We start from the raw sequence: 17,915 nt of genomic DNA on the forward strand, positions 1-17,915 counted from the left end.
TGAATCTGCGCCCAACCTATCCGGTTCGCGCAACCTCCTGCATGGAAACTTCTATGAGGCAGATTCGGATTTCCGCTACGGGGCTGAGAGCCCGGACAATCCTGCTACCACCATGCGCGTGCTGACGATCATGTTAGCGCGCGACTGGTAGAAGGGCAGGGGACTCCTCCCCCTGACACCCCAAGAAATGAAGGCCCGCTGACCCATCAAAGGGAGAGTGGGCCTTTTCTCGTTGTGATCCCCGCCCTTGGGGATTGACCGCGCATCTGAATGCGCGGGCCGCTCCAAATCCATCAAGAAGGATATCCCATGACCGCAAGCTTCAAACCCGTCTCCGTCGCCATCGGCGATCTGGTCCCGCACCCCGCCAATGTGCGCAGCAACTCCCCCGAAACCTACGACCCCGAGAACATCGCACACCTGAAAGCCAGCATCGCGGTGTTGGGCCTGCTCCAGCCTCTCCTTGTCCAGAAGATCGACAGCAAATACGCCGTGCTCGCCGGCGGGCGTCGCCATGCCGCGCTGAAAGAGCTGGTCGCTGACAAGGCCGCCAAGGGGTTCACCGCGAAGACCAAGGTCGACTGCCGCCTTGTGCCGGACGACTGCGATGTGACCACGGCTCTGTCGCTCGCCGAGAACGTCACCCAGGCGCCGATGAATGCCATCGACGAGTTCGAGGCTTTCGCCCGGATGATGGAGGTCGATGGCCAGACGCCCGAGACCATCGCCAAGACCTTCGGCACAACGGTGGCCGCCGTCAAAGGCCGGTTGCGCTATGGCCTGATCCACCCCGACATCCGCGCGGCGGCCCGAGCCAAGACGATCACGCTCGACACGATGAAGGCCTTTGCCGAGCACCCGAGCCAGGAGGTTCAGCGCGAGGTTTATGAGGCGCTGACCAAGGAAGACAGCTACCTGCAGGCCTACACTGTTCGTCAGGCGCTCAAATCCCGCGGGGTGCAGGTCAGCGATGATATCGGGGCCTTCGTGCGCGAAGACTACGAGGCGCGTGGCGGTGCTGTCGCGGCTGACCTTCTGGAAGAGCATTCCGTGCTCGAGGATGCGGCACTGGTCGAGACCATCCTGCTCGAGAAGCTCGGTACCGCCGCCGAAGAGGCTCGTATGAGGCTGGGCTTTGCCTGGGCCGATGCGATGGTCCGCTATGATTACGCGACCATGGCTGACTATGGCCGCGTCTATCCCGGCCCGATCGAGCCGGATGAGGCCGCCCAGAAGCGCATCGATGAGATCACCGCCGAGCTCGAGCAACTGCAGCTCGAAATGGAGGATGAGGGGCTCGAGGACTTTGCCTACAATGCGCTCTACGAGCGTGTGGACGCTCTGGAAGACGAAGCTCGCGACCTGCAGGAGGCCTACAGCGCTGAGGACCTTGCCCGCGCAGGTGTGATCGCGTCCTGGTCGAACGGGCAGGTGACGCTCCATGTGGGCCTCGTGCGCCCGGAGGACACCGCGAAAGAGGAAGGCGCGCACGGCTCCTCGGCCAGCCCGACCGGGGAGGAGGCTCCGGACCCGGGAGAAATCAGCTACCCGGCCTCGCTGGCCGAGGACCTCAAGACCGAGCGGGCCATGGCGCTAGGGGCCGCGATGGCGCTGCATCCGGAGGCCACGCTCGATCTGACGCTCTTCAAGCTGGTGAGCGACGTTCTGGCCAGCGGCATGAGCGTCACGCAGGCGATCAAGGTCGAGGCCCGCAAGGAATACCGCAGCCACGCCAAGATGGACGAGATCGACGAGACCTCGCTTGAGCAGGTGGCGGCGGCGCATGATGCGCTGGACCTCTCGTGGCTTGATGACACCCGCGCGCCCGCCGATCAGTTCGCGGCGTTTCGGGCGCTGAAGCCGGGCGAGAAAGCCAAGCTCGTCGCCTATGCCACCGCCAGCACCACGCAATCCTGCTTTGCGCGGGATCGGCAGCGGGACAGCCTGATGCATGATTTCGAGATCGAGATCATGCCGGATATCCGCGCGCACTGGACGCCGAACGCGGCGCTCTTCAACCGCTTCAAGAAGGCCTGGCTCCTGAAGATCCTCGGCGAGGAACTGGGTCTGGCCCAGGAGGCGGTCACGCTGGCCTCGTCAAGTAAGAAGGAGATCGTCGCCTTCTGCGACAAGCTCTTTGCTGAGCCGTTCGCCACGCTGACGGATGCACAGCGCGCTGCCGTGGCCGCCTGGTGCCCGCCGATGATGCAGACCGCGGGTGGCGCCTGTGATGAGGCGGAGCACACCGCGGAAACTCCGGAGCCTGACAGCGAGGTCGCGCAAGCGGCTTGAGTCCTCACACGACCCGCGCAAGCCCTTCCGCCTGCGCGGGTCGATCCTCTCATACCCAACAGAAAGACATCCCCATGGCTATTCTCAAGTTCTCTGCCTCCGCAGTTGCGGCGCAGATCGCCCATGCGCGCGCCTGCAAAACCTTCCTGCCCAACTGGAACGGGCCCGTGGACAGGCCCGCCCTGATCCTCATCGTCGGCAATGGCGTCCATCTGCGCTCGAACGGCATCGATGGGACGACCACCCGCATTGTCACCACAGAACAGGCCGATCCCTCCTTCGCTTTCGCCGATGGCATGAACCCGTTTCGGGATACCGATTGGATGGCGCAGCGCCGCATGGCGTTTCGCGATCTGACCGGCCAGTTCTACACCGACATCCTCGAGGATGTGCAGGTGCTCATCGACCGGGGGCAGGGGACGATCCGGCTCGCCACCGATGGCCACAGCATCCGCGTCTTCGTGCGCCGGGCCTCGGATTATCTCATCGGCGGAACCTACGAGGTGCCCTCGGGTCTTGGCGGCACCTTCCGGGTCATCCTCAAGGATGCCTGCGACACCTTCGCGATCGTGCAGAACTGCGGCAATTGCGAGGATTTCGACGCGATGCAGCCGTATCGCGTGCCGCTCGATGCATTGATGGAAATCGATGACCGGAGGGCTGCGTGATGGGATGGCTGTTCTACACAGACCGCCGCGTCCAGACCTACGCGGATGAGAAAGCGGAAATCGCCCGGCTCTGCACCTTTGAGAGCGACACGCGCAAGACCGAACTGGTCAAAGCCTGCAAGGTTGGCTCCACCTGGTATGCGGCGGCAAGGGTCATCAGTCTCGACGGCACCCCTGTCGAAGACGCGACCTATGTGACCGATGCGGACGGTTCGATCACCTTTGGGGCTGTCTTCCTCACCCGGTACGACGATGGCTGCTGGGGCTACAAGGACATGGAGGAAAGCGCGGGACCGGTCGAATCCCGTGCGCCACTGAGCCTGTTGGCTCTGCTGTCCAAGCTGAAAGACCCGGACAGCTACGCCCATGCCTGGCGCCAGCGCTGCCGGGACTGGGCGTCGATCCCGGACTACGAGGAAGGCGACAAGATCAAGCTCGCTGCTCCTGTGACCCTCACCGATGGCAGCACCTGCCAAATCGTCACCGCGACGCACTACAGACGCGGGCGGCAAAAACGCCGCTGCTACCGCATCGAGGAAACCGGCGGGCTCGTGCGCCTGTCGAAAGCGACGCTTTCCGGCTCGGAGCTGCTCAGCTCCGCGAAAGGTGCTGCTAGCCCGGTGCTCGCCGAGTTTATGGAGGGGCAGGGGGAATGAAACGGATCTCGCCCACGGCGGGTCTGAGCGGACCTTCATCATCAATCGATCGAGAGGCAGCTGAGCGGACTGAGCAGACCTTCGCCATATCTGTATGAATGTCTGCTATTCGTCATGAAGCATCCCGAGAAGAGTTTATTGCCAATTGGGTTCTTCATTGATTTCATGCGTGTGAATTTGCAAAGGCAACTTGGCCGGAGACGCACATGGAGCACAATTCTCAGCCGGGAGAGCGCGCAGGCGCACTTGAAGCAAGCCTTCAGGCTATCCTTTCGTCGGCTGTCGATGCAATCATCATTATTCGCCATGACGGGATCATCGAGACGGTGAACCAGGCCGCAGCAGGATTATTTCTGTACGACGTTGACGAATTCATTGGTCAGAACGTGAAGTTCCTGATGCCTGACGAACATCGGCACAAGCACGATGGCTACCTGCACAACTACAATACAACTGGCCACAGGAAAATCATCGGCATTGGACGTGAAGTCACCGGTAAGCGCAAAGACGACACGTTCTTTCCAATGCACTTGGCGGTTGGTGAGTTCACGGAGAACGGCAAGAAGTACTACACAGGAATCATCCATGATCTGACGGCACGCAAGGATGCCGAGCAAACGCTACTACAAGTCCAGAAAATGGACGCCATAGGTCAATTGACGGGCGGCGTTGCCCATGACTTCAATAACCTTTTGACCGTTATTCTCGGCAATCTGGAGCTAATTGAAATCCAGATGGGCGAATTCGAGCACTCCGATCTACTCAATGAGGCGATGGAAGCTGCCGAGCTTGGGGCACGACTGACGGAACGGCTGCTGTCCTTTGCGCGTCGGAGCCCCCTTGAGCCTCGTGTCGTTGAGTTGAATGGCCTTATCAGCGGCCTGTCAGACATGTTGCGGCGCACCTTAGGCGCGACCATTGAACTTAAGACCGTACTTTCTGATGCCCCTTGGACTGTGAAAGTCGATCCAACGCAGTTTGAAAGCGCAATCGTCAATCTCGCCGTAAATGCGCGAGATGCAATGCCGGGTGGTGGTCGACTCGTTGTTGAAACTCGCAACATGGCGTTGGATGAAGACTACGTTGCAGATGAATTGCAGTTGAGCCCGGATAACTACGTCCAGGTCTCAGTGACAGACACGGGAACCGGGATGCCTGCAGATGTCATTCGGCGCGTGTTTGAGCCGTTTTACACAACGAAAGACATAGGAGAGGGCACGGGTTTAGGGCTGTCGATGGTCTATGGTTTCGGGAAGCAATCAGGCGGGCATGTTACGATCTACAGCGAACTGGGCACCGGCACGACCATCAACCTCTATCTTCCCCGATATCAGGATGCATCAGAGATGTCTGACGAAAACGATGCCGAACCGGAACTGAATTCAGCAAACGGAAACACGATCCTCGTGGTCGAAGACGACGAGCGTGTGCGCCGTTTGACAAGAGGGCGGCTCGAGGCCTTAGGTTATCAAGTGCTCGAAGCCATGCACGGTCCAGCGGCTCTTCAAATTCTCGCAGAACACTCCGATGTAGACCTGGTGTTCACCGATTTGGTCATGCCCGGGGGGATGTCTGGGTACGAGGTGGCCCAACATGTTCAGGAAAGCCACCCTGATACCAAAGTCCTCCTGACGTCTGGATACGCGGAAGAATTGATGAACAGTGAAAAGCTGTCCGCCCGGAACTTGAAGCTACTACGCAAGCCCTACCGGCAAGCGGCGTTGGTCAACGCCATTAGCGGCGCGTTGGATGGAACCTAGTCCTCCGTTTGCTTCACATCCATTGCGAACATGTACCCAATGCCACGCACAGTTTTGATCAGAGACGGCGAAGTCGGATCGCGCTCGATCTTTTTGCGCAAGCGAGCCACCTGGTTGTCAATCGTGCGATCAAACGGCGTCCACTCGGTGCCATGTAGCAAATCCATAATCCGGTCCCGTGAGAGCATGCGCTTTGGACTGCCCAGAAAGATCGCCAGAAGTCGGAAGTCACCACTGGTCATCTCGACTTGCGCACCGTCACGATCAAGTAGCTCGAACCGATCTAGATAGGCAATCATCCCATCAAAAGTCACCGCTTCTACTGAGGTGGTCTGTTCGCCCGAGACCCTGGGTGCCGATGGTTGGGCATTTTCCATCTGATCCGTGCGCCGCAAGACAGAACGCACACGTGCCAAGACTTCGCGGACATGAAACGGTTTCGTGATGTAGTCGTCAGCGCCCACTTCAAGACCAACAACCCGATCAATTACATCATCGCGCCCTGACACCATGATGATGGGCACATCTGACCGTTGACGAATTCGTTTTGCAATCTCCAGCCCGTTCTCGCCTCCAAGATTTACATCCAGCGTCACAAGCTGCACAGGCCGACCACTGACAGCGGCCAGCGTTCCTGGTTCGTCTTCGGCCTCAACTACGGTGAACCCGTCGCTTTCCAGACACCTGCGCAAGAGCAATCGAACCTTCGGTTCATCGTCCACAATCAGGATCGTGTTGGAAGTCACTGGCGGCCCCCTGCCATTCTAGCGACGCACAGGATAACGCCTCGTTGTTAGTGTTACAAAACTTCCGATTCGATGGCAAAAGTCTACAAAATTTTGCATGGCGAAATCTCTCCCTTTTACAATCCACGGCCAAGGTCGTTTCAACTGAACAGGGAGACGACCAATGTACATTTCCAACCAGAAAGAATTTGAGGCACCACAGGCAACTGCCACCCTGCAAATCAAATGCCGTGGTGCCTCGGTCACGATGCGTGTTCGCAAGCTCAAACCCGCGCAAAACTTATTCCGGGAAGGTGACGACGCGCGTCACGTCTATGAAGTTACCAGTGGTGTGTTAAGGCTGATCAAAGTCCTTGAAGATGGTCGGCGCCAAGTCATCGCGTTCGGATACCCCGGCGATATCGTTGGCTTTCCGCAGGATGGCTGTCACTACACAGAGTGTGATGCGCTCTCATCTACCGAAGTCATAGCACACAGCATTCGCGATCTTGAATGTGGTGAGCGAAACCCGGAACTGCACCAACGACTGGTGAATGCCGCCCTCAAAGAAATCAGTGCCATGCAAGATCGTTTCATGATGCTCGGTCGGAAATCCGCCGTGGAAAAAGTTGCGTCTTTCATCTTCGCGTTGATGGAACGCTCGGGAAAGCCGCTTGGGGCATATACACACTTCGAATTTCCGATGGTCCGTGCGGATATCGCCGATTTTCTGGGCATGACAACTGAGACTGTAAGCAGAACGGTCACGTCGCTTCGCAAGCAAAAGATGATCGCATTGCGGAACGCAAACTCAGTCGTCGTCCTAAACGAGGACGCACTTTACGACTTGGCCAATCCGGCCTAAGCAGCCTGTTCGTCCCCAGCTATTCTAATCCGTCGCTATGACGTCTGAAAGAGCCCTGCGCGCTGACGGCGCGGGGCTTCTTTCTGATCGTCCAACCCGCAAGAGAATCTGAGGCAAACCAGTCGCCCTGGCCGCGTCTTGAAGCGCGGGTCGAAGTTCATCAACTTCGATAGGTTGGTTCAGAAAGGAGGCCGTATAACCGCGCGATGTCAGCAGTAGCAAAAGTCTTGCCAAAGCCCTTCCAGAATTGAGCCAATCGTCGACATGATCTGCGGTGGACGTTAGCAGCACGAGCGCGGGAGAGCCCGCCAGAATCTTGTTTTTATCGACAGCGGCGACGTTGTTGCCGAGATCGAAGGTTCGGATCACAAAGCGGGCAGCTGGTGCGAGAATGTCTGGCACACCAAACCCTGCACCTGACATCCCATCGCGGCTTCCAAGTCGGAAGGAATGCACCCATGCCGCCAACTCTCGGCGAAAGCTCGGATCATCGAACTGAATCTGATCACCTTTAGAGACCAAATCTGCAATTGCCTCCATAATCGGGCCGCTTTCGACGAACCGAACGTTTATACCATCGACTTCAGAGATATCGCGACATGCTGGGTCCAAATCGTCAGGAAGCGCCTCCATATAGTAGGCGCTCCGGTCAGTGCGACGAGTTAGGATTGCTTCAAAAAGCGCAATCTCTGCGTCACTTGGCGGTTGTCCCTCGGACACTGTGATCTGCGCGAGATGGTCGTGAAACGCGCCATCTGGAGAGAGAGCCACGTCGGTTTGCAATGAGAAGCGACGTGCGGCAATTTCAAATAGGCCAATCGCGGCTCCACAGCTAATTGTTAGCTCTCTGTCATGAGGGTCCACAATAGGCAGTGCGCGGGTCCGGTCAGCAATAACATCGACCCAATCAGGACCCGTCCCAAATAACCAGGGTTGCGTATTGTGTCCAGATGGAGCGAGCGTCGCGTAGCCAATGAGAAATCGAAGTTGTTCTTCCAGCGTTCCGCCGGAAGGAAATTCTGCATCAGAACGTTCCCACAGATTCTCGTGGAGTTGCATCGCTGCCATCACCTATCGCCACTATTAAGGACGATAGGGGCGTCTGCAGGATTGGCATTGATCCTGCTCAACTACGCGTTCAGGCATAAAGAGTGGATTTGAAATGTACTGATGGGAAGTAGCTTTCAGTGACAGAGCGGCCATTCGTTCATCGCGCGGCATCAAGCAGTCTGGGCTCTGACCAGACGAACAAATTCATTTTCGGTAAGGCCGGTTCTGGATGGCGAACGGCCTAGGCCGCCCGCCACCTAAGTTCAGATGTCGATCCGTTCAGCGATACTCAACGCATCTTCAAGCTCCACGCCGAGATACCGGACAGTGCTGTCGACCTTGGTGTGGCCGAGCAGCAATTGCACCGCGCGGAGATTACCGGTCTTTCGATAGATCTCCGACGCTTTGGTACGCCGCAACGAATGGGTGCCGTATCCACTTGGTTCGAGGCCAATCGCCGTTACCCAATTGCGCACAAGCCGCCCATATTGCCGTGTCGAGATGTGCGGACGGTCGTGAAACCGGCTTGGAAGCATGAACTGGCATCTGAGCATCTCCGGCGTGTCCAACCATTTGACCACCGAATCTCGTGTATTCTCAGACAGTTCGAATTGAACTGGCTTTCCGGTTTTGCTTTGGATGATGGTGACGCGTTCCTTGACGCGCTCGGAACTGACCAGATCCTTGGCTTTGAGCCGAACGAGATCGCATCCGCGCAGTTTGCTATCAATGGCAACATTGAAAAGCGCGAGATCGCGCAAATTGCCAGCCAGTTCCAGCCGCGCACGGATCGCCCAAACCTGCTTCGGCAGAAGCGGACGCTTCTGGCCAATAATGCGACCTTTGTTCCAGGCCCGGCGTTTAGGAGTGGTTGCGGGAAGTTGCACTCTAGGCATGATATGCCCTCCAACCCTCCCTCCAGGCCCAGACATCAGCACCGCGCTGACGGGCGATTCTATCATCCCAGTCGAATGTCAGTTCGCGGGAAGCCGCCGATTAGCGATTTGTTGCACCGGCAGTCGGCTGGAATGAGCCCGAAGTGACGGATGCTGCACCTTGCACAGACAGCCGCGAAGCGCCGATTGCCGACATAAGCTCGGCCCAAAGGAGCCATCCAGCCTTCCGGCCATTCGATGCGGTAGCAAAGTACAGAAGAGAACTTGCTGCTTAGATTGCTCTTTAGTTTTGAGTGACGACTGCAAATCGCACGCGGATGTGGCGATCTTTAGTTATGACCTTGCAGGAAAGTGTATGGAGGGTACCGCAGCTACTACGGCCTTGCATCTATTGCCGCGAGCCCTGAGGCGATTACCGAGGCGAGGTAGACAAAACTTACAAGGGTCATTGCACCGGCGTAAGCAACGGCCTTCAGCCCCTCGAACGTACCTGTCCAGTCCATCGTTCCGTCGATGTCATCAGGCAGGCTGAGCGAACAGACGATCTCGCCCGACATCAATTGTTCTTACTCGTACTCTTTCCAAGGTCGTCCAAAAGTATTCCATGCCCCAATGGCATTGGATTGACTTTTCTGTTGTTCGCAGGGTGCTTTAGCCTTCACACTGCTCGCGTGGAGAGCCAGATTCAAATTCGTGTCCGCGGCCGGGTGCAGGGTGTTGGGTTCCGCCCCTTCGTGTGGCGCGAAGCGGTCAAGCTTGGATTGGTCGGTGAAGTGCGGAACGATCGAGAAGGCGTCCTCATCCTGGCGGCAGGGAAGCGAGCCGCAGCACTGGCAGGCAAGATTAGCGAGTCACCTCCACCGCTTTCAGAGGTTCACGCTATCGAAGTTAGCACGGCCGACTTTCAGCCAACCAAGGAATTTCGCATTGTGGAATCAGGAGTTCATGGTGCCGATACGGCTTGTGCTCCGGATGCAGCTTCTTGTGCCGAGTGTCTTTTGGAAGTGGCGGGTGATGGTCGTCGGGCCGGATACGAGTTCACAAACTGCACAAATTGCGGCCCGAGATTCACGATTCTGAAGGCCTTGCCCTACGATCGGGCGACCACAACAATGGCCGATTTCGCCATGTGCTCAGCCTGCAGGGCAGAATATGACGACCCGACTGATCGGAGGTTTCACGCACAGCCCTTGGCCTGCCCGGAGTGCGGGCCGTCGCTTCGGATCGAACCCGCCTCGCCCGAGCCGCTTACAGGGGCCGTCAACCGCTTGCTGTGCGGCCAGATCGTTGCGCTTCAGGGCCTTGGTGGGTTTCATCTGGCGTGTGACGCCACGAATGCCGCAGCTGTTCAAACCCTTCGTGACCGCAAGCGCCGACCGGCAAAACCGTTTGCCCTTATGGCGACACTCCCGATCATTCGCCAGCATGCCATCCTGTCGGAAGACGAAGCCGCCTTGCTGGAAGGAACTGATGCGCCCATTGTCCTGTTGGATGCCGCCGTAGGGACTCTTCCTGAGGCGATCGCGCCCGGGCTGGACCGATTGGGATGGATGCTTCCATACACGCCCCTTCATTACCTGATTGTGAAAGGTGTCGGACGGCCCCTGGTGATGACTTCCGGCAACCTCAGCGACGAACCGCAGGTCATCAGCGTTTCCGAGGCCAAGGAAAAGCTGGGACCCATAGCGGACAGCATCCTGTGGCACGACCGCGGCATCGCACGGCGACTTGACGACAGTGTGGTATTGCCGACGCTGAAGTCGTCGATGGTTGTAAGGCGCGCTCGGGGTTTGACGCCGGGAACGATTGACATGCCGGAAACTCTTCCGGACCGCCAGGTCGTCGCCTATGGCGGGGAACTGAAGGCAGCGATTTGCCTGACAAAGAACCGACAGGCCATGCTGTCGCACCATCTTGGAGATCTGGACAGCGCCTTGTCGTTCGAGGAGTTCCAAAGGACGGACAGGGACCTTGCGGATCTCATGGAGCAAGTGCCGGAGTTGATCGCGGTTGATATGCATCCGGACTATCGCGCTTCCCAATATGGACGAGACAGGGCCAGGGCCGAAGGTCTGCCTTGTTGCGAAGTTCAGCACCACCACGCCCATATGGCGGCAGCCCTAGGGTCGGTTGGCTGGACCGATGGCACGGCGGTTGGTGTTATCCTGGACGGGTTGGGATATGGGAGCGATGGGTCAATATGGGGAGGCGAGATATTGGTTGGCAACTATGCCTCGTTTGAGCGCCTCGTGAATCTTGCACTGGCCCCGCTACCAGGAGGTGACGCAGCAAATCGAGAGCCATGGCGCAATGCGCTCATGCGGCTTGATGCCGCCGGCGTACCGGATATTGCTGACCGCCTTTTTTCGGACGCGCCGCGTGATGCGCTGCGCGCCGCTGTAAATGCCGGGATAAACGCACCGGGATCAAGCTCCGCCGGACGCCTCTTTGATGCCATTGCAGCGTGCCTTAGGATCGTGCCCGACCGCCAAACCTACGAAGGTGAAGCTGCAATGCGGCTGGAGGCCTTGGCAAATCGCGCAGCCAAAAGTGCAGGATCATATGAGATGCCGTGCCATTCGGGCGTTCTTGACCCGACACCGATGATGTGCGCCCTTGTATCCGACCTCGAACGAGGCGTTTCCAAATCAACCATCGCACGGCGCTGCCACAACGCCATCGCCGATAGCTTTGCCGATAGTGCCAGAAAGGTCGCTTCCGAACACGGTGCAACAACGATTGCCCTTTCAGGCGGGTGTCTTCAGAACCGGCTTTTGCTAAAGCGGCTCATGGAACGCCTGTCGGATTTCGAGATTTGCGGTCCGGGGCCGGTGCCGGTCAACGATGGTGGCCTGGCATTCGGACAGGCCCTTGTCGCTCTGGCGCAAAGCGGCGAAGAGTAAAGAGATGACTGAAAGCAAAAAACTACGCGGGGATCGGGTCACGCTGGCCCATGGCGGCGGCGGCAAGGCGATGCGCGACCTGATCTGCGAGATTTTCACCGCCGCTTTTGACCCCGAGACCGATGAGGACCAGGCGCGGTTGATGTCGGATGCCTTGACCGAGCCGGGGGCGCGGCTGGCCTTCACCACCGACAGTTTCGTGGTGACGCCTCTTGAGTTCCCCGGCGGCGACATCGGAAAGCTCGCTGTCTGTGGCACAGTCAATGATCTGGCTGTGGGCGGCGCGCGCGCCCTATGGCTGTCAGCGGCATTCATTATCGAAGAGGGGTTCGCATTCGACACGCTCCGCCAGGTTGTGGCGACCATGGTCGCCGAGGCAGAGCACGCGGGCATCAGGGTTGTCGCGGGCGATACTAAGGTTGTCGAGCGCGGTTCCGCGGACGGGCTTTTTATCACGACTTCAGGGATCGGCGTGATCCCTCCCGGTCGTGACCTTGCCGCAGTCAATATTCGTGCGGGCGACGTTGCCATCGTCAACGGTGTTCTGGGGGATCACGGCGCGGCCATCCTTGTGGCAAGAGGGGATCTGGCACTCACGACCGCGATTGAAAGCGATTGCCAGTCGCTCGACACCTTGATGGAAGCCGCCCTTGCTGCCGCGCCAAATATCCGGGCCGCCCGAGATGCGACGCGGGGCGGTCTGGCATCGGCACTGAACGAGATGGCCGAGGCGGCGGGCGTCACGGTCGAGATCGAGGAAGACCGGCTGCCCCTGCGCCCCGAGGTCAAGGGCATGTGCGAAATCCTCGGGCTGGATCCCCTTTATCTGGCCAATGAAGGCACGCTTGTCCTGTTCGTGCCGAAGGACGAGGCCGAAGCGGCTCTTGCCGCCATGCGCGCCACACCTGCTGGACGGGATGCGGTTGTTATCGGACACACCCGGTCTAAAGGGCCCATTCCGGTGGTCATGAAGACTACGTTCGGGAGTGAACGGATTGTGGATATGTTGGTTGGCGAGCAATTGCCCCGGATCTGCTGACGTCAGGGAAGCGGAGTGTTTCCGATCCAAATTCTTGTAAAGACGTCAGCTTTTAGTCCACACCCTGCCGCGCGCCGCCGTACTGCCAATAGGCCGCGCAGGCCCCTTCAGAGGATACCATCAGCGCCCCAAGCGGCATTTCCGGCGTGCAGCCCTTGCCGAACTGCGGGCATTCCATAGGCTTGATCCGGCCAGTCATGACTTCGCCACAGGCGCAGCCTTCAGGCTCCTCGACCACTCGGCGCGCGGCACCGTAACCGATGTCGAAAACCTCTTCCGCGTCGAATGCCCTGTACTTGGAGCGAATGCGCAGCCCGCTGGCATCGATCTCGCCCAGCCCGCGCCATTCGAATGTCGGGCGCGGCTCATAGACATCCTCGATGGCGGCGATGCTCACCGGGTTGCCTTCGTCAGGCACAATACGGGCGTATTGGTTCTCGACCTCGGCGCGGCCTTCGCTTAGCTGGACCAGGACCATCAACACCGATTGCAGCAAGTCCAGCGGCTCGAATCCCGCCACGACGATCGGTTTTCCGTAATCTCGCGGGATGAATTCGTAGGGCTTCGTTCCGATTACCATCGAGACATGCCCGGGGCCGACGAAGCCATCCAGCACCATATGAGGGTCGTCCAGCAGCACCTTGATCGGTGGAGGGACCGTGATGTGGTTGCAGAAGACGCTGAAATTCTTCAGTCCCTCGCATGACGCCTGTTGAATGGCCAACGCAGTCGAGGGCGTTGTGGTCTCAAACCCGAGGCCGAAGAATACAACCTTGCGGTCCGGGTTCCGGCGGGCCAGTTCCAACGCATCAAGCGGCGAATAAACCATACGGATATCCGCGCCATCCGCCTTGGCCTGGATTAGCGACTTCTTCGTGCCGGGAACGCGCATCGCATCCCCGAAAGTCGTGAAAATGACTTCTGGCCGTTCCGCGATCTCGATGCATTCGTCCACTCGACTCATCGGCAGCACACAGACGGGGCATCCCGGTCCGTGGATGAATTCAAGGCCGGGAGGCGTCAGCTTGTCGAGACCATGGCGAAAGATCGCATGGGTGTGACCGCCGCAGATTTCCATGATATGAACCGGGTTTTCCTGAGTCGCCCCAAGATCCGCGACCTTTCCCTCAATCGCCTTCAGAAGCGCCTGCGCCGCCTTCGGGTCACGAAACTCATCGACGTACTTCACGTTCGGCCTTCCATGGCGCGGTCGCTTTCGAACATCGCTTCGAACTCTTCCTGCGCTTCGCCAAGCGCGTTCAGCGTGTCCATTGTCTTCTTGGCCTCGGCCTCGTCAATAATCGCCATGGCAAAGCCCACATGGATCAACACCCACTTTCCGACCAGAGCGTCCAGCCCTTCGCCCGCCACGCAGGTGACATTGACCTTACGTCGGACGCCCGAGACGTCCGCCAGCGCAAGGTTTGTTTCGTGGTCCGAGATCTCAACGATCTGGCCGGGGATACCCAAGCACATGCGATTTCCTTTGTACTTTTCCGAAATGCTAGCTGTCCGGGCGGACCTTCGCAATTCCGTTATGGTTGAAGGCAACGGGTGAGGTCAGACCTTATGTCGTCCTCGGGAAGGTCGATCCCGATGAAAACTATCCTGGCTGGCGCGGTTTGACCAAAAGGCTCAATCTCACAGACATCATGGGTGATGTTGACCAGATGCATGTCCGTTTCATTGGCAAAGCGCAGAATTCCCTTGGCGCGGAGAAGCCGCTCGGCATGACGCATGATCCAGAACGACAGAATGTCGCGAAAGAGGTCGCGGTCGATGGTGCCCGCAAGATCGACCGAGAAGGTCGCGATGCCATGGGTGTGTTTGTGGGTGTCCGCATGGGGAACGGGCCGTGCCGTTTCTGGCGGCGCAAATAGCGCAGCGACGTCACTGGTCCCTAGAGCGATCTCAGCCAGTTGAGCCCGGTTGCCGAGGTATGCCAGGACCTCGGAAGGGTCTTTCTCCAGCAGATCGGATTTGCTGACGACGATACGGTCGGCGAGCGTGATCTGTTCAGCGGCTTCGACAAATTCTTCGGCCTGATCCCGGATCGAGGGCGCGGAGGCGACGCAGATTGTTTGGACGACTTTGACCCGCGTCTTTAGCCGGGGATCGTGGGCCACGCCGCGCAAAATGCTTCCCGGGTTGGCGAGGCCCGTGGTTTCTATCACGCAGCGGTCAAGCCCCTCGGCGTGCTGACGGTCACAAAGTTCGACCAATGCCTCGGCAAGGTCATCCTGAACTTCGCAGCACACACAGCCGTTCGGCAAGTTCAACAGCCGGTTCGATCCGACAGAGGCTCCAATGATCGCGCCATCGACATCGACATCCCCAAACTCATTCACCAGAACAGCGGTGCCGGCACCGGCATCCGTTTTCAGGTATCTGTTCAGAAACGTGGTCTTGCCCGCCCCCAGAAATCCGGTCAGCAGGGTCAAGGGCAGCCGGTCGACTGTGGGCTTGCTCAATTGGGAGTTTCCCTTCAGTTTCAGAGTCGACACTATCAACGGGAGGACGCGATGAAAATAGCCACGGTCGGAAAGGGCGGTTCGGGCAAAACCACGATCGCCGGGACGCTGACACGGATCTTCGCTGATGAAGGGCGCAAGATCCTGGCTATTGACGGGGACCCCAATCCGAACCTGGCGCTGACACTTGGCATGTCGCGGGCCGAGGCCGATGCGATTACCTACATCTCGCCCAAGATTATGACGCAGGGCGAGAAGGTCGATGGCGTTGTGCAAATGGTGCCGACCATCCCGCGCGAAGAGATCATCGCGACCTATGCGTCGCCTGCCGCCGATAACGTGGATCTGATCGTCATGGGGCAGCCCGCCCATGGCACGGCGGGAATGGGTTGCATGTGCGCTTCGCATCGCGCGGTGCGCGGCCTTGTCGCCGAATTGACATCATTCGGCGACCATACGGTCACGGATATGGAGGCCGGACTGGAGCATCTGCGACGGGGAACTGCGCGCCATGTGGATATGATGCTTGTGGTGGCGGAACCCTATTATCGCTCGCTTGAAGCTGCCATGCGGACGGCGGCTCTCGCCAAGGAACTGGGGATCAAACACATCAAGGTCGTGGCCAACAAGGTGCGCAACGACGCGGACATGGAAGCGATCCAGACCTTTTGCGATCAGCACGGGATGGAGATTATCGGGGCCGTGCCGCTGGACGACGATATGGTCGAAGCCGAACGGCAGGAAAAGGCGCCCTACGACCATGCGCCCGGATCGCCGGGCGTTCAGTCGCTGCGCCGGGTCGCTACAGCGATTGACGAACTCGCGCGGGCCTGAGGCACCATGCGGATCGGCGAATTGGCAGCAGACCTGTCGGTTTCCACCAAGACGCTGCGCCACTACGAGAAAATCGGCCTTCTGCCACCTGCGGCCCGCGGCGAGAATGGATACCGCAGCTTTTCGCCCGAAGCCGAAGCGGCGGCGCGCCTTGTGGTGGCTCTGCGCCGTATCGATTTATCCCTGGATGAGATTGCCGGGCTTTTGGCAGGCGACAGGGCCGATCTGCGCCGTAACCTCTTGGGCATTCTGGACGAGAAACGCAGCGCGGTATCGCTGGAAGTTGTTGTTCTGCAAGGGAAACTCGAGGACATGGACTCGCGCTATCTCAGCCTTGCAACGACACCGCGAGACCGCCCCGGCAACTGCATCTGCGCTCTTTTGGGCCGCGCCTGCGACTGCAAGATCACCGAAAATTAGCCGTTGACCTTGCCCTTGGGGCAACCTGCTAAACATCGGAAAACTGAAACGACATCCGAAGTCTGGAGAAGGCGATGCCCGAAGACGGCGAACGTGCAAAAGCCAATGTCCCGCGCGAAGGCGACTACATCCCGCGTTTCCTGATCGACGAAAGCCCGATCAAGGAGGTGCATGCCTTTTGGCTTGCGGGCATGTCCTGTGACGGTTGCTCGATTGCTGCCGTGGGCGCGAAGCATCCGACGGTCGAACAATTGATCACCGGAACCATTCCGGGCCTGCCGAAGGTTGTGTTGCACCATCCGGTCTTGTCGGTGACGGCTGGGCATCGGTTCATGCAGGCCTATCACGACGCCAAGAACGGCAAGCTGGGTGCGCCATATGTGGTGATCCAGGAAGGCTCGGTTGCCGATGAGGATATCGCCGGGGCCTTCGGCGGGTATTGGTCGGCCATGGGGGCCGATGACGAAACCGGCCAGCCGATCCCGACAGCCCATTGGTTGCGCGACCTGGCACCCGGCGCAGCTGCGGTGATCGCAGTCGGGACCTGCGCGACCTGGGGCGGCATTCCGGCGGCCTCGGGCAATCTGACAAACGCCATGTCGGTGATGGACTATCTGGGCAAAGACTACTTGTCGGCGCTTGGCTTGCCGCCGATCAACATCCCCGGATGCTCTCCCCTGGGCGACAACATCACAGAAACCGTAGCCTCGGTGCTGATGTTCCTTGCCGGCGTCGGCCCGCTACCCGAATTTGACGAGTTGGGCCGCCCGGCCTGGATGTTCCAGTCGACTGTACACCGGGGCTGTGTTCGCGCAGGAAACTACGAAGAAGGCAAATTCGCTGATGAATACGGGCAGAAAGAATGCCTGGTCGAGCTGGGCTGCTGGGGCCCCGTGGTGCAATGCAACATGGTTTCGCGCGGGGCCATCGGCCACAACGGCGGTTGCATGAACACCGGCGGCATTTGCATCGGATGCACCATGCCCGGCTTTCCGGACGCTTTCGCACCCTTCTACAAACGCCCGCCCGGAACACTTGTGTCCTCGAATATTTCGCGCGGTGCGGGTTCCTTTGTGTCCTATCTTAGGAAATTCACCCAACGTAGTCGCAATCTAACGCCGCGCTGGAAAGAAGAGGCTCATGTGCCATCTGGTTGGGCAAATGTCGTTGGTGAACCCAGTCGCACCGACAAGGCAGTCAGCTTCTTTTATGAAAAGCTGAAGGGGATGGGGACCGAATTCACGCCTGGCTCAGACCGGCAGAAAAAACTGCAAAAATCGGCGTCGCGCTACCTTGAGAAGGGAACAGCGCAAGACAAGATGGCGGCGGAATAAGG

At 58.9% G+C, this 17,915-nt stretch carries 18 protein-coding genes; 11 read left to right on the top strand and 7 right to left on the bottom strand.

The window, feature by feature from the left end:
- From ATO11_RS21735 to ATO11_RS18495, 5 genes are all read left to right on the top strand, one after another.
- Positions 1 to 151: DUF3768 domain-containing protein (locus ATO11_RS21735; protein ID WP_134643159.1), on the top strand; the 151-nt coding region annotated here is incomplete at its 5' end.
- A gap of 158 nt (positions 152 to 309) precedes the next feature.
- Positions 310 to 2,292: a ParB/RepB/Spo0J family partition protein gene (locus ATO11_RS18480; RefSeq protein ID WP_050532445.1), complete on the top strand. Its 1,983-nt coding sequence runs from the start codon at positions 310 to 312 to the stop codon at positions 2,290 to 2,292.
- A gap of 74 nt (positions 2,293 to 2,366) precedes the next feature.
- Entirely contained in the window at positions 2,367 to 2,960 is a 594-nt protein-coding gene (locus ATO11_RS18485; protein WP_050532410.1) for a hypothetical protein, read from the top strand.
- Positions 2,960 to 3,616 carry a DUF6927 domain-containing protein gene (locus tag ATO11_RS18490; RefSeq protein WP_050532411.1) on the top strand — a complete coding sequence of 219 codons (657 nt, stop codon included), beginning with the start codon at positions 2,960 to 2,962 and terminating at the stop codon, positions 3,614 to 3,616. Before ATO11_RS18485 ends, ATO11_RS18490 begins: the two co-directional genes overlap by 1 nt.
- A gap of 206 nt (positions 3,617 to 3,822) precedes the next feature.
- Complete coding sequence (locus tag ATO11_RS18495) at positions 3,823 to 5,376, top strand: PAS domain S-box protein (RefSeq protein WP_050532412.1); 1,554 nt, start codon at positions 3,823 to 3,825, stop codon at positions 5,374 to 5,376.
- Here ATO11_RS18495 and ATO11_RS18500 read toward each other — a convergent pair.
- Positions 5,373 to 6,122, bottom strand: a complete 750-nt coding sequence (locus ATO11_RS18500) for a response regulator (RefSeq protein ID WP_050532413.1) — start codon at positions 6,120 to 6,122, stop codon at positions 5,373 to 5,375. The two genes, ATO11_RS18495 and ATO11_RS18500, sit on opposite strands and share 4 nt — an antisense overlap.
- Before the next feature lie 163 nt (positions 6,123 to 6,285).
- Here ATO11_RS18500 and ATO11_RS18505 point away from each other — a divergent pair, with 163 nt between their 5' ends.
- On the top strand, positions 6,286 to 6,966 hold the full coding sequence (locus tag ATO11_RS18505) for a helix-turn-helix domain-containing protein (RefSeq protein ID WP_050532414.1): 681 nt from the start codon (positions 6,286 to 6,288) through the stop codon (positions 6,964 to 6,966).
- 24 nt (positions 6,967 to 6,990) lie between these two features.
- On the opposite strand, the gene ATO11_RS21880 is transcribed toward ATO11_RS18505, so the two are convergent.
- The 3 genes from ATO11_RS21880 to ATO11_RS18515 form a co-directional block, all read right to left on the bottom strand.
- Entirely contained in the window at positions 6,991 to 8,034 is a 1,044-nt protein-coding gene (locus tag ATO11_RS21880) for an Acg family FMN-binding oxidoreductase (RefSeq protein ID WP_134643160.1), read from the bottom strand.
- Positions 8,035 to 8,279: 245 nt separating this feature from the next.
- On the bottom strand, positions 8,280 to 8,912 hold the full coding sequence (locus ATO11_RS18510) for a tyrosine-type recombinase/integrase (protein ID WP_050532415.1): 633 nt from the start codon (positions 8,910 to 8,912) through the stop codon (positions 8,280 to 8,282).
- A 374-nt stretch (positions 8,913 to 9,286) separates the two neighbouring features.
- On the bottom strand, positions 9,287 to 9,469 hold the full coding sequence (locus ATO11_RS18515; RefSeq protein WP_134643161.1) for a hypothetical protein: 183 nt from the start codon (positions 9,467 to 9,469) through the stop codon (positions 9,287 to 9,289).
- A gap of 114 nt (positions 9,470 to 9,583) precedes the next feature.
- On the opposite strand from ATO11_RS18515, the gene hypF reads away from it, so the two are divergent.
- Together hypF and hypE are read left to right on the top strand one after the other, a co-directional pair.
- Positions 9,584 to 11,815 carry a carbamoyltransferase HypF gene (gene hypF, locus ATO11_RS18520; protein WP_082176447.1) on the top strand — a complete coding sequence of 744 codons (2,232 nt, stop codon included), beginning with the start codon at positions 9,584 to 9,586 and terminating at the stop codon, positions 11,813 to 11,815.
- A gap of 4 nt (positions 11,816 to 11,819) precedes the next feature.
- On the top strand, positions 11,820 to 12,854 hold the full coding sequence (gene hypE / locus ATO11_RS18525; protein ID WP_050532447.1) for a hydrogenase expression/formation protein HypE: 1,035 nt from the start codon (positions 11,820 to 11,822) through the stop codon (positions 12,852 to 12,854).
- Between the two features lie 52 nt (positions 12,855 to 12,906).
- Here hypE and hypD read toward each other — a convergent pair whose 3' ends face one another.
- Genes hypD through ATO11_RS21885 form a run of 3 tightly spaced genes read right to left on the bottom strand, consistent with a single transcriptional unit; the run spans position 12,907 to position 15,325 of the window.
- Positions 12,907 to 14,043: a hydrogenase formation protein HypD gene (hypD, locus tag ATO11_RS18530; RefSeq protein ID WP_050532417.1), complete on the bottom strand. Its 1,137-nt coding sequence runs from the start codon at positions 14,041 to 14,043 to the stop codon at positions 12,907 to 12,909.
- Positions 14,040 to 14,330 (bottom strand): HypC/HybG/HupF family hydrogenase formation chaperone, encoded by a 291-nt coding sequence (locus ATO11_RS18535; RefSeq protein WP_050532418.1) that lies wholly within the window; start codon positions 14,328 to 14,330, stop codon positions 14,040 to 14,042. Before ATO11_RS18535 ends, hypD begins: the two co-directional genes overlap by 4 nt.
- Positions 14,331 to 14,389: 59 nt before the next feature.
- Positions 14,390 to 15,325: a CobW family GTP-binding protein gene (locus ATO11_RS21885; protein WP_207382987.1), complete on the bottom strand. Its 936-nt coding sequence runs from the start codon at positions 15,323 to 15,325 to the stop codon at positions 14,390 to 14,392.
- Positions 15,326 to 15,376: 51 nt separating this feature from the next.
- Between ATO11_RS21885 and ATO11_RS18545 the strand changes: the two genes are divergently transcribed.
- From ATO11_RS18545 to ATO11_RS18555, 3 genes are all read left to right on the top strand, one after another.
- Complete coding sequence (locus tag ATO11_RS18545) at positions 15,377 to 16,159, top strand: ATP-binding protein (protein ID WP_050532420.1); 783 nt, start codon at positions 15,377 to 15,379, stop codon at positions 16,157 to 16,159.
- A gap of 6 nt (positions 16,160 to 16,165) precedes the next feature.
- Positions 16,166 to 16,579: a MerR family transcriptional regulator gene (locus ATO11_RS18550; RefSeq protein WP_050532421.1), complete on the top strand. Its 414-nt coding sequence runs from the start codon at positions 16,166 to 16,168 to the stop codon at positions 16,577 to 16,579.
- 74 nt (positions 16,580 to 16,653) lie between these two features.
- Positions 16,654 to 17,913, top strand: coding sequence for an NADH-quinone oxidoreductase subunit B family protein (locus tag ATO11_RS18555; RefSeq protein WP_082176441.1), 1,260 nt, complete (start codon positions 16,654 to 16,656; stop codon positions 17,911 to 17,913).
- The last annotated feature ends 2 nt before the right edge of the window (positions 17,914 to 17,915 follow it).

The sequence above is a fragment of the Pseudaestuariivita atlantica genome (assembly GCF_001205715.1).
GTDB classification, from domain to species: domain Bacteria; phylum Pseudomonadota; class Alphaproteobacteria; order Rhodobacterales; family Rhodobacteraceae; genus Pseudaestuariivita; species Pseudaestuariivita atlantica.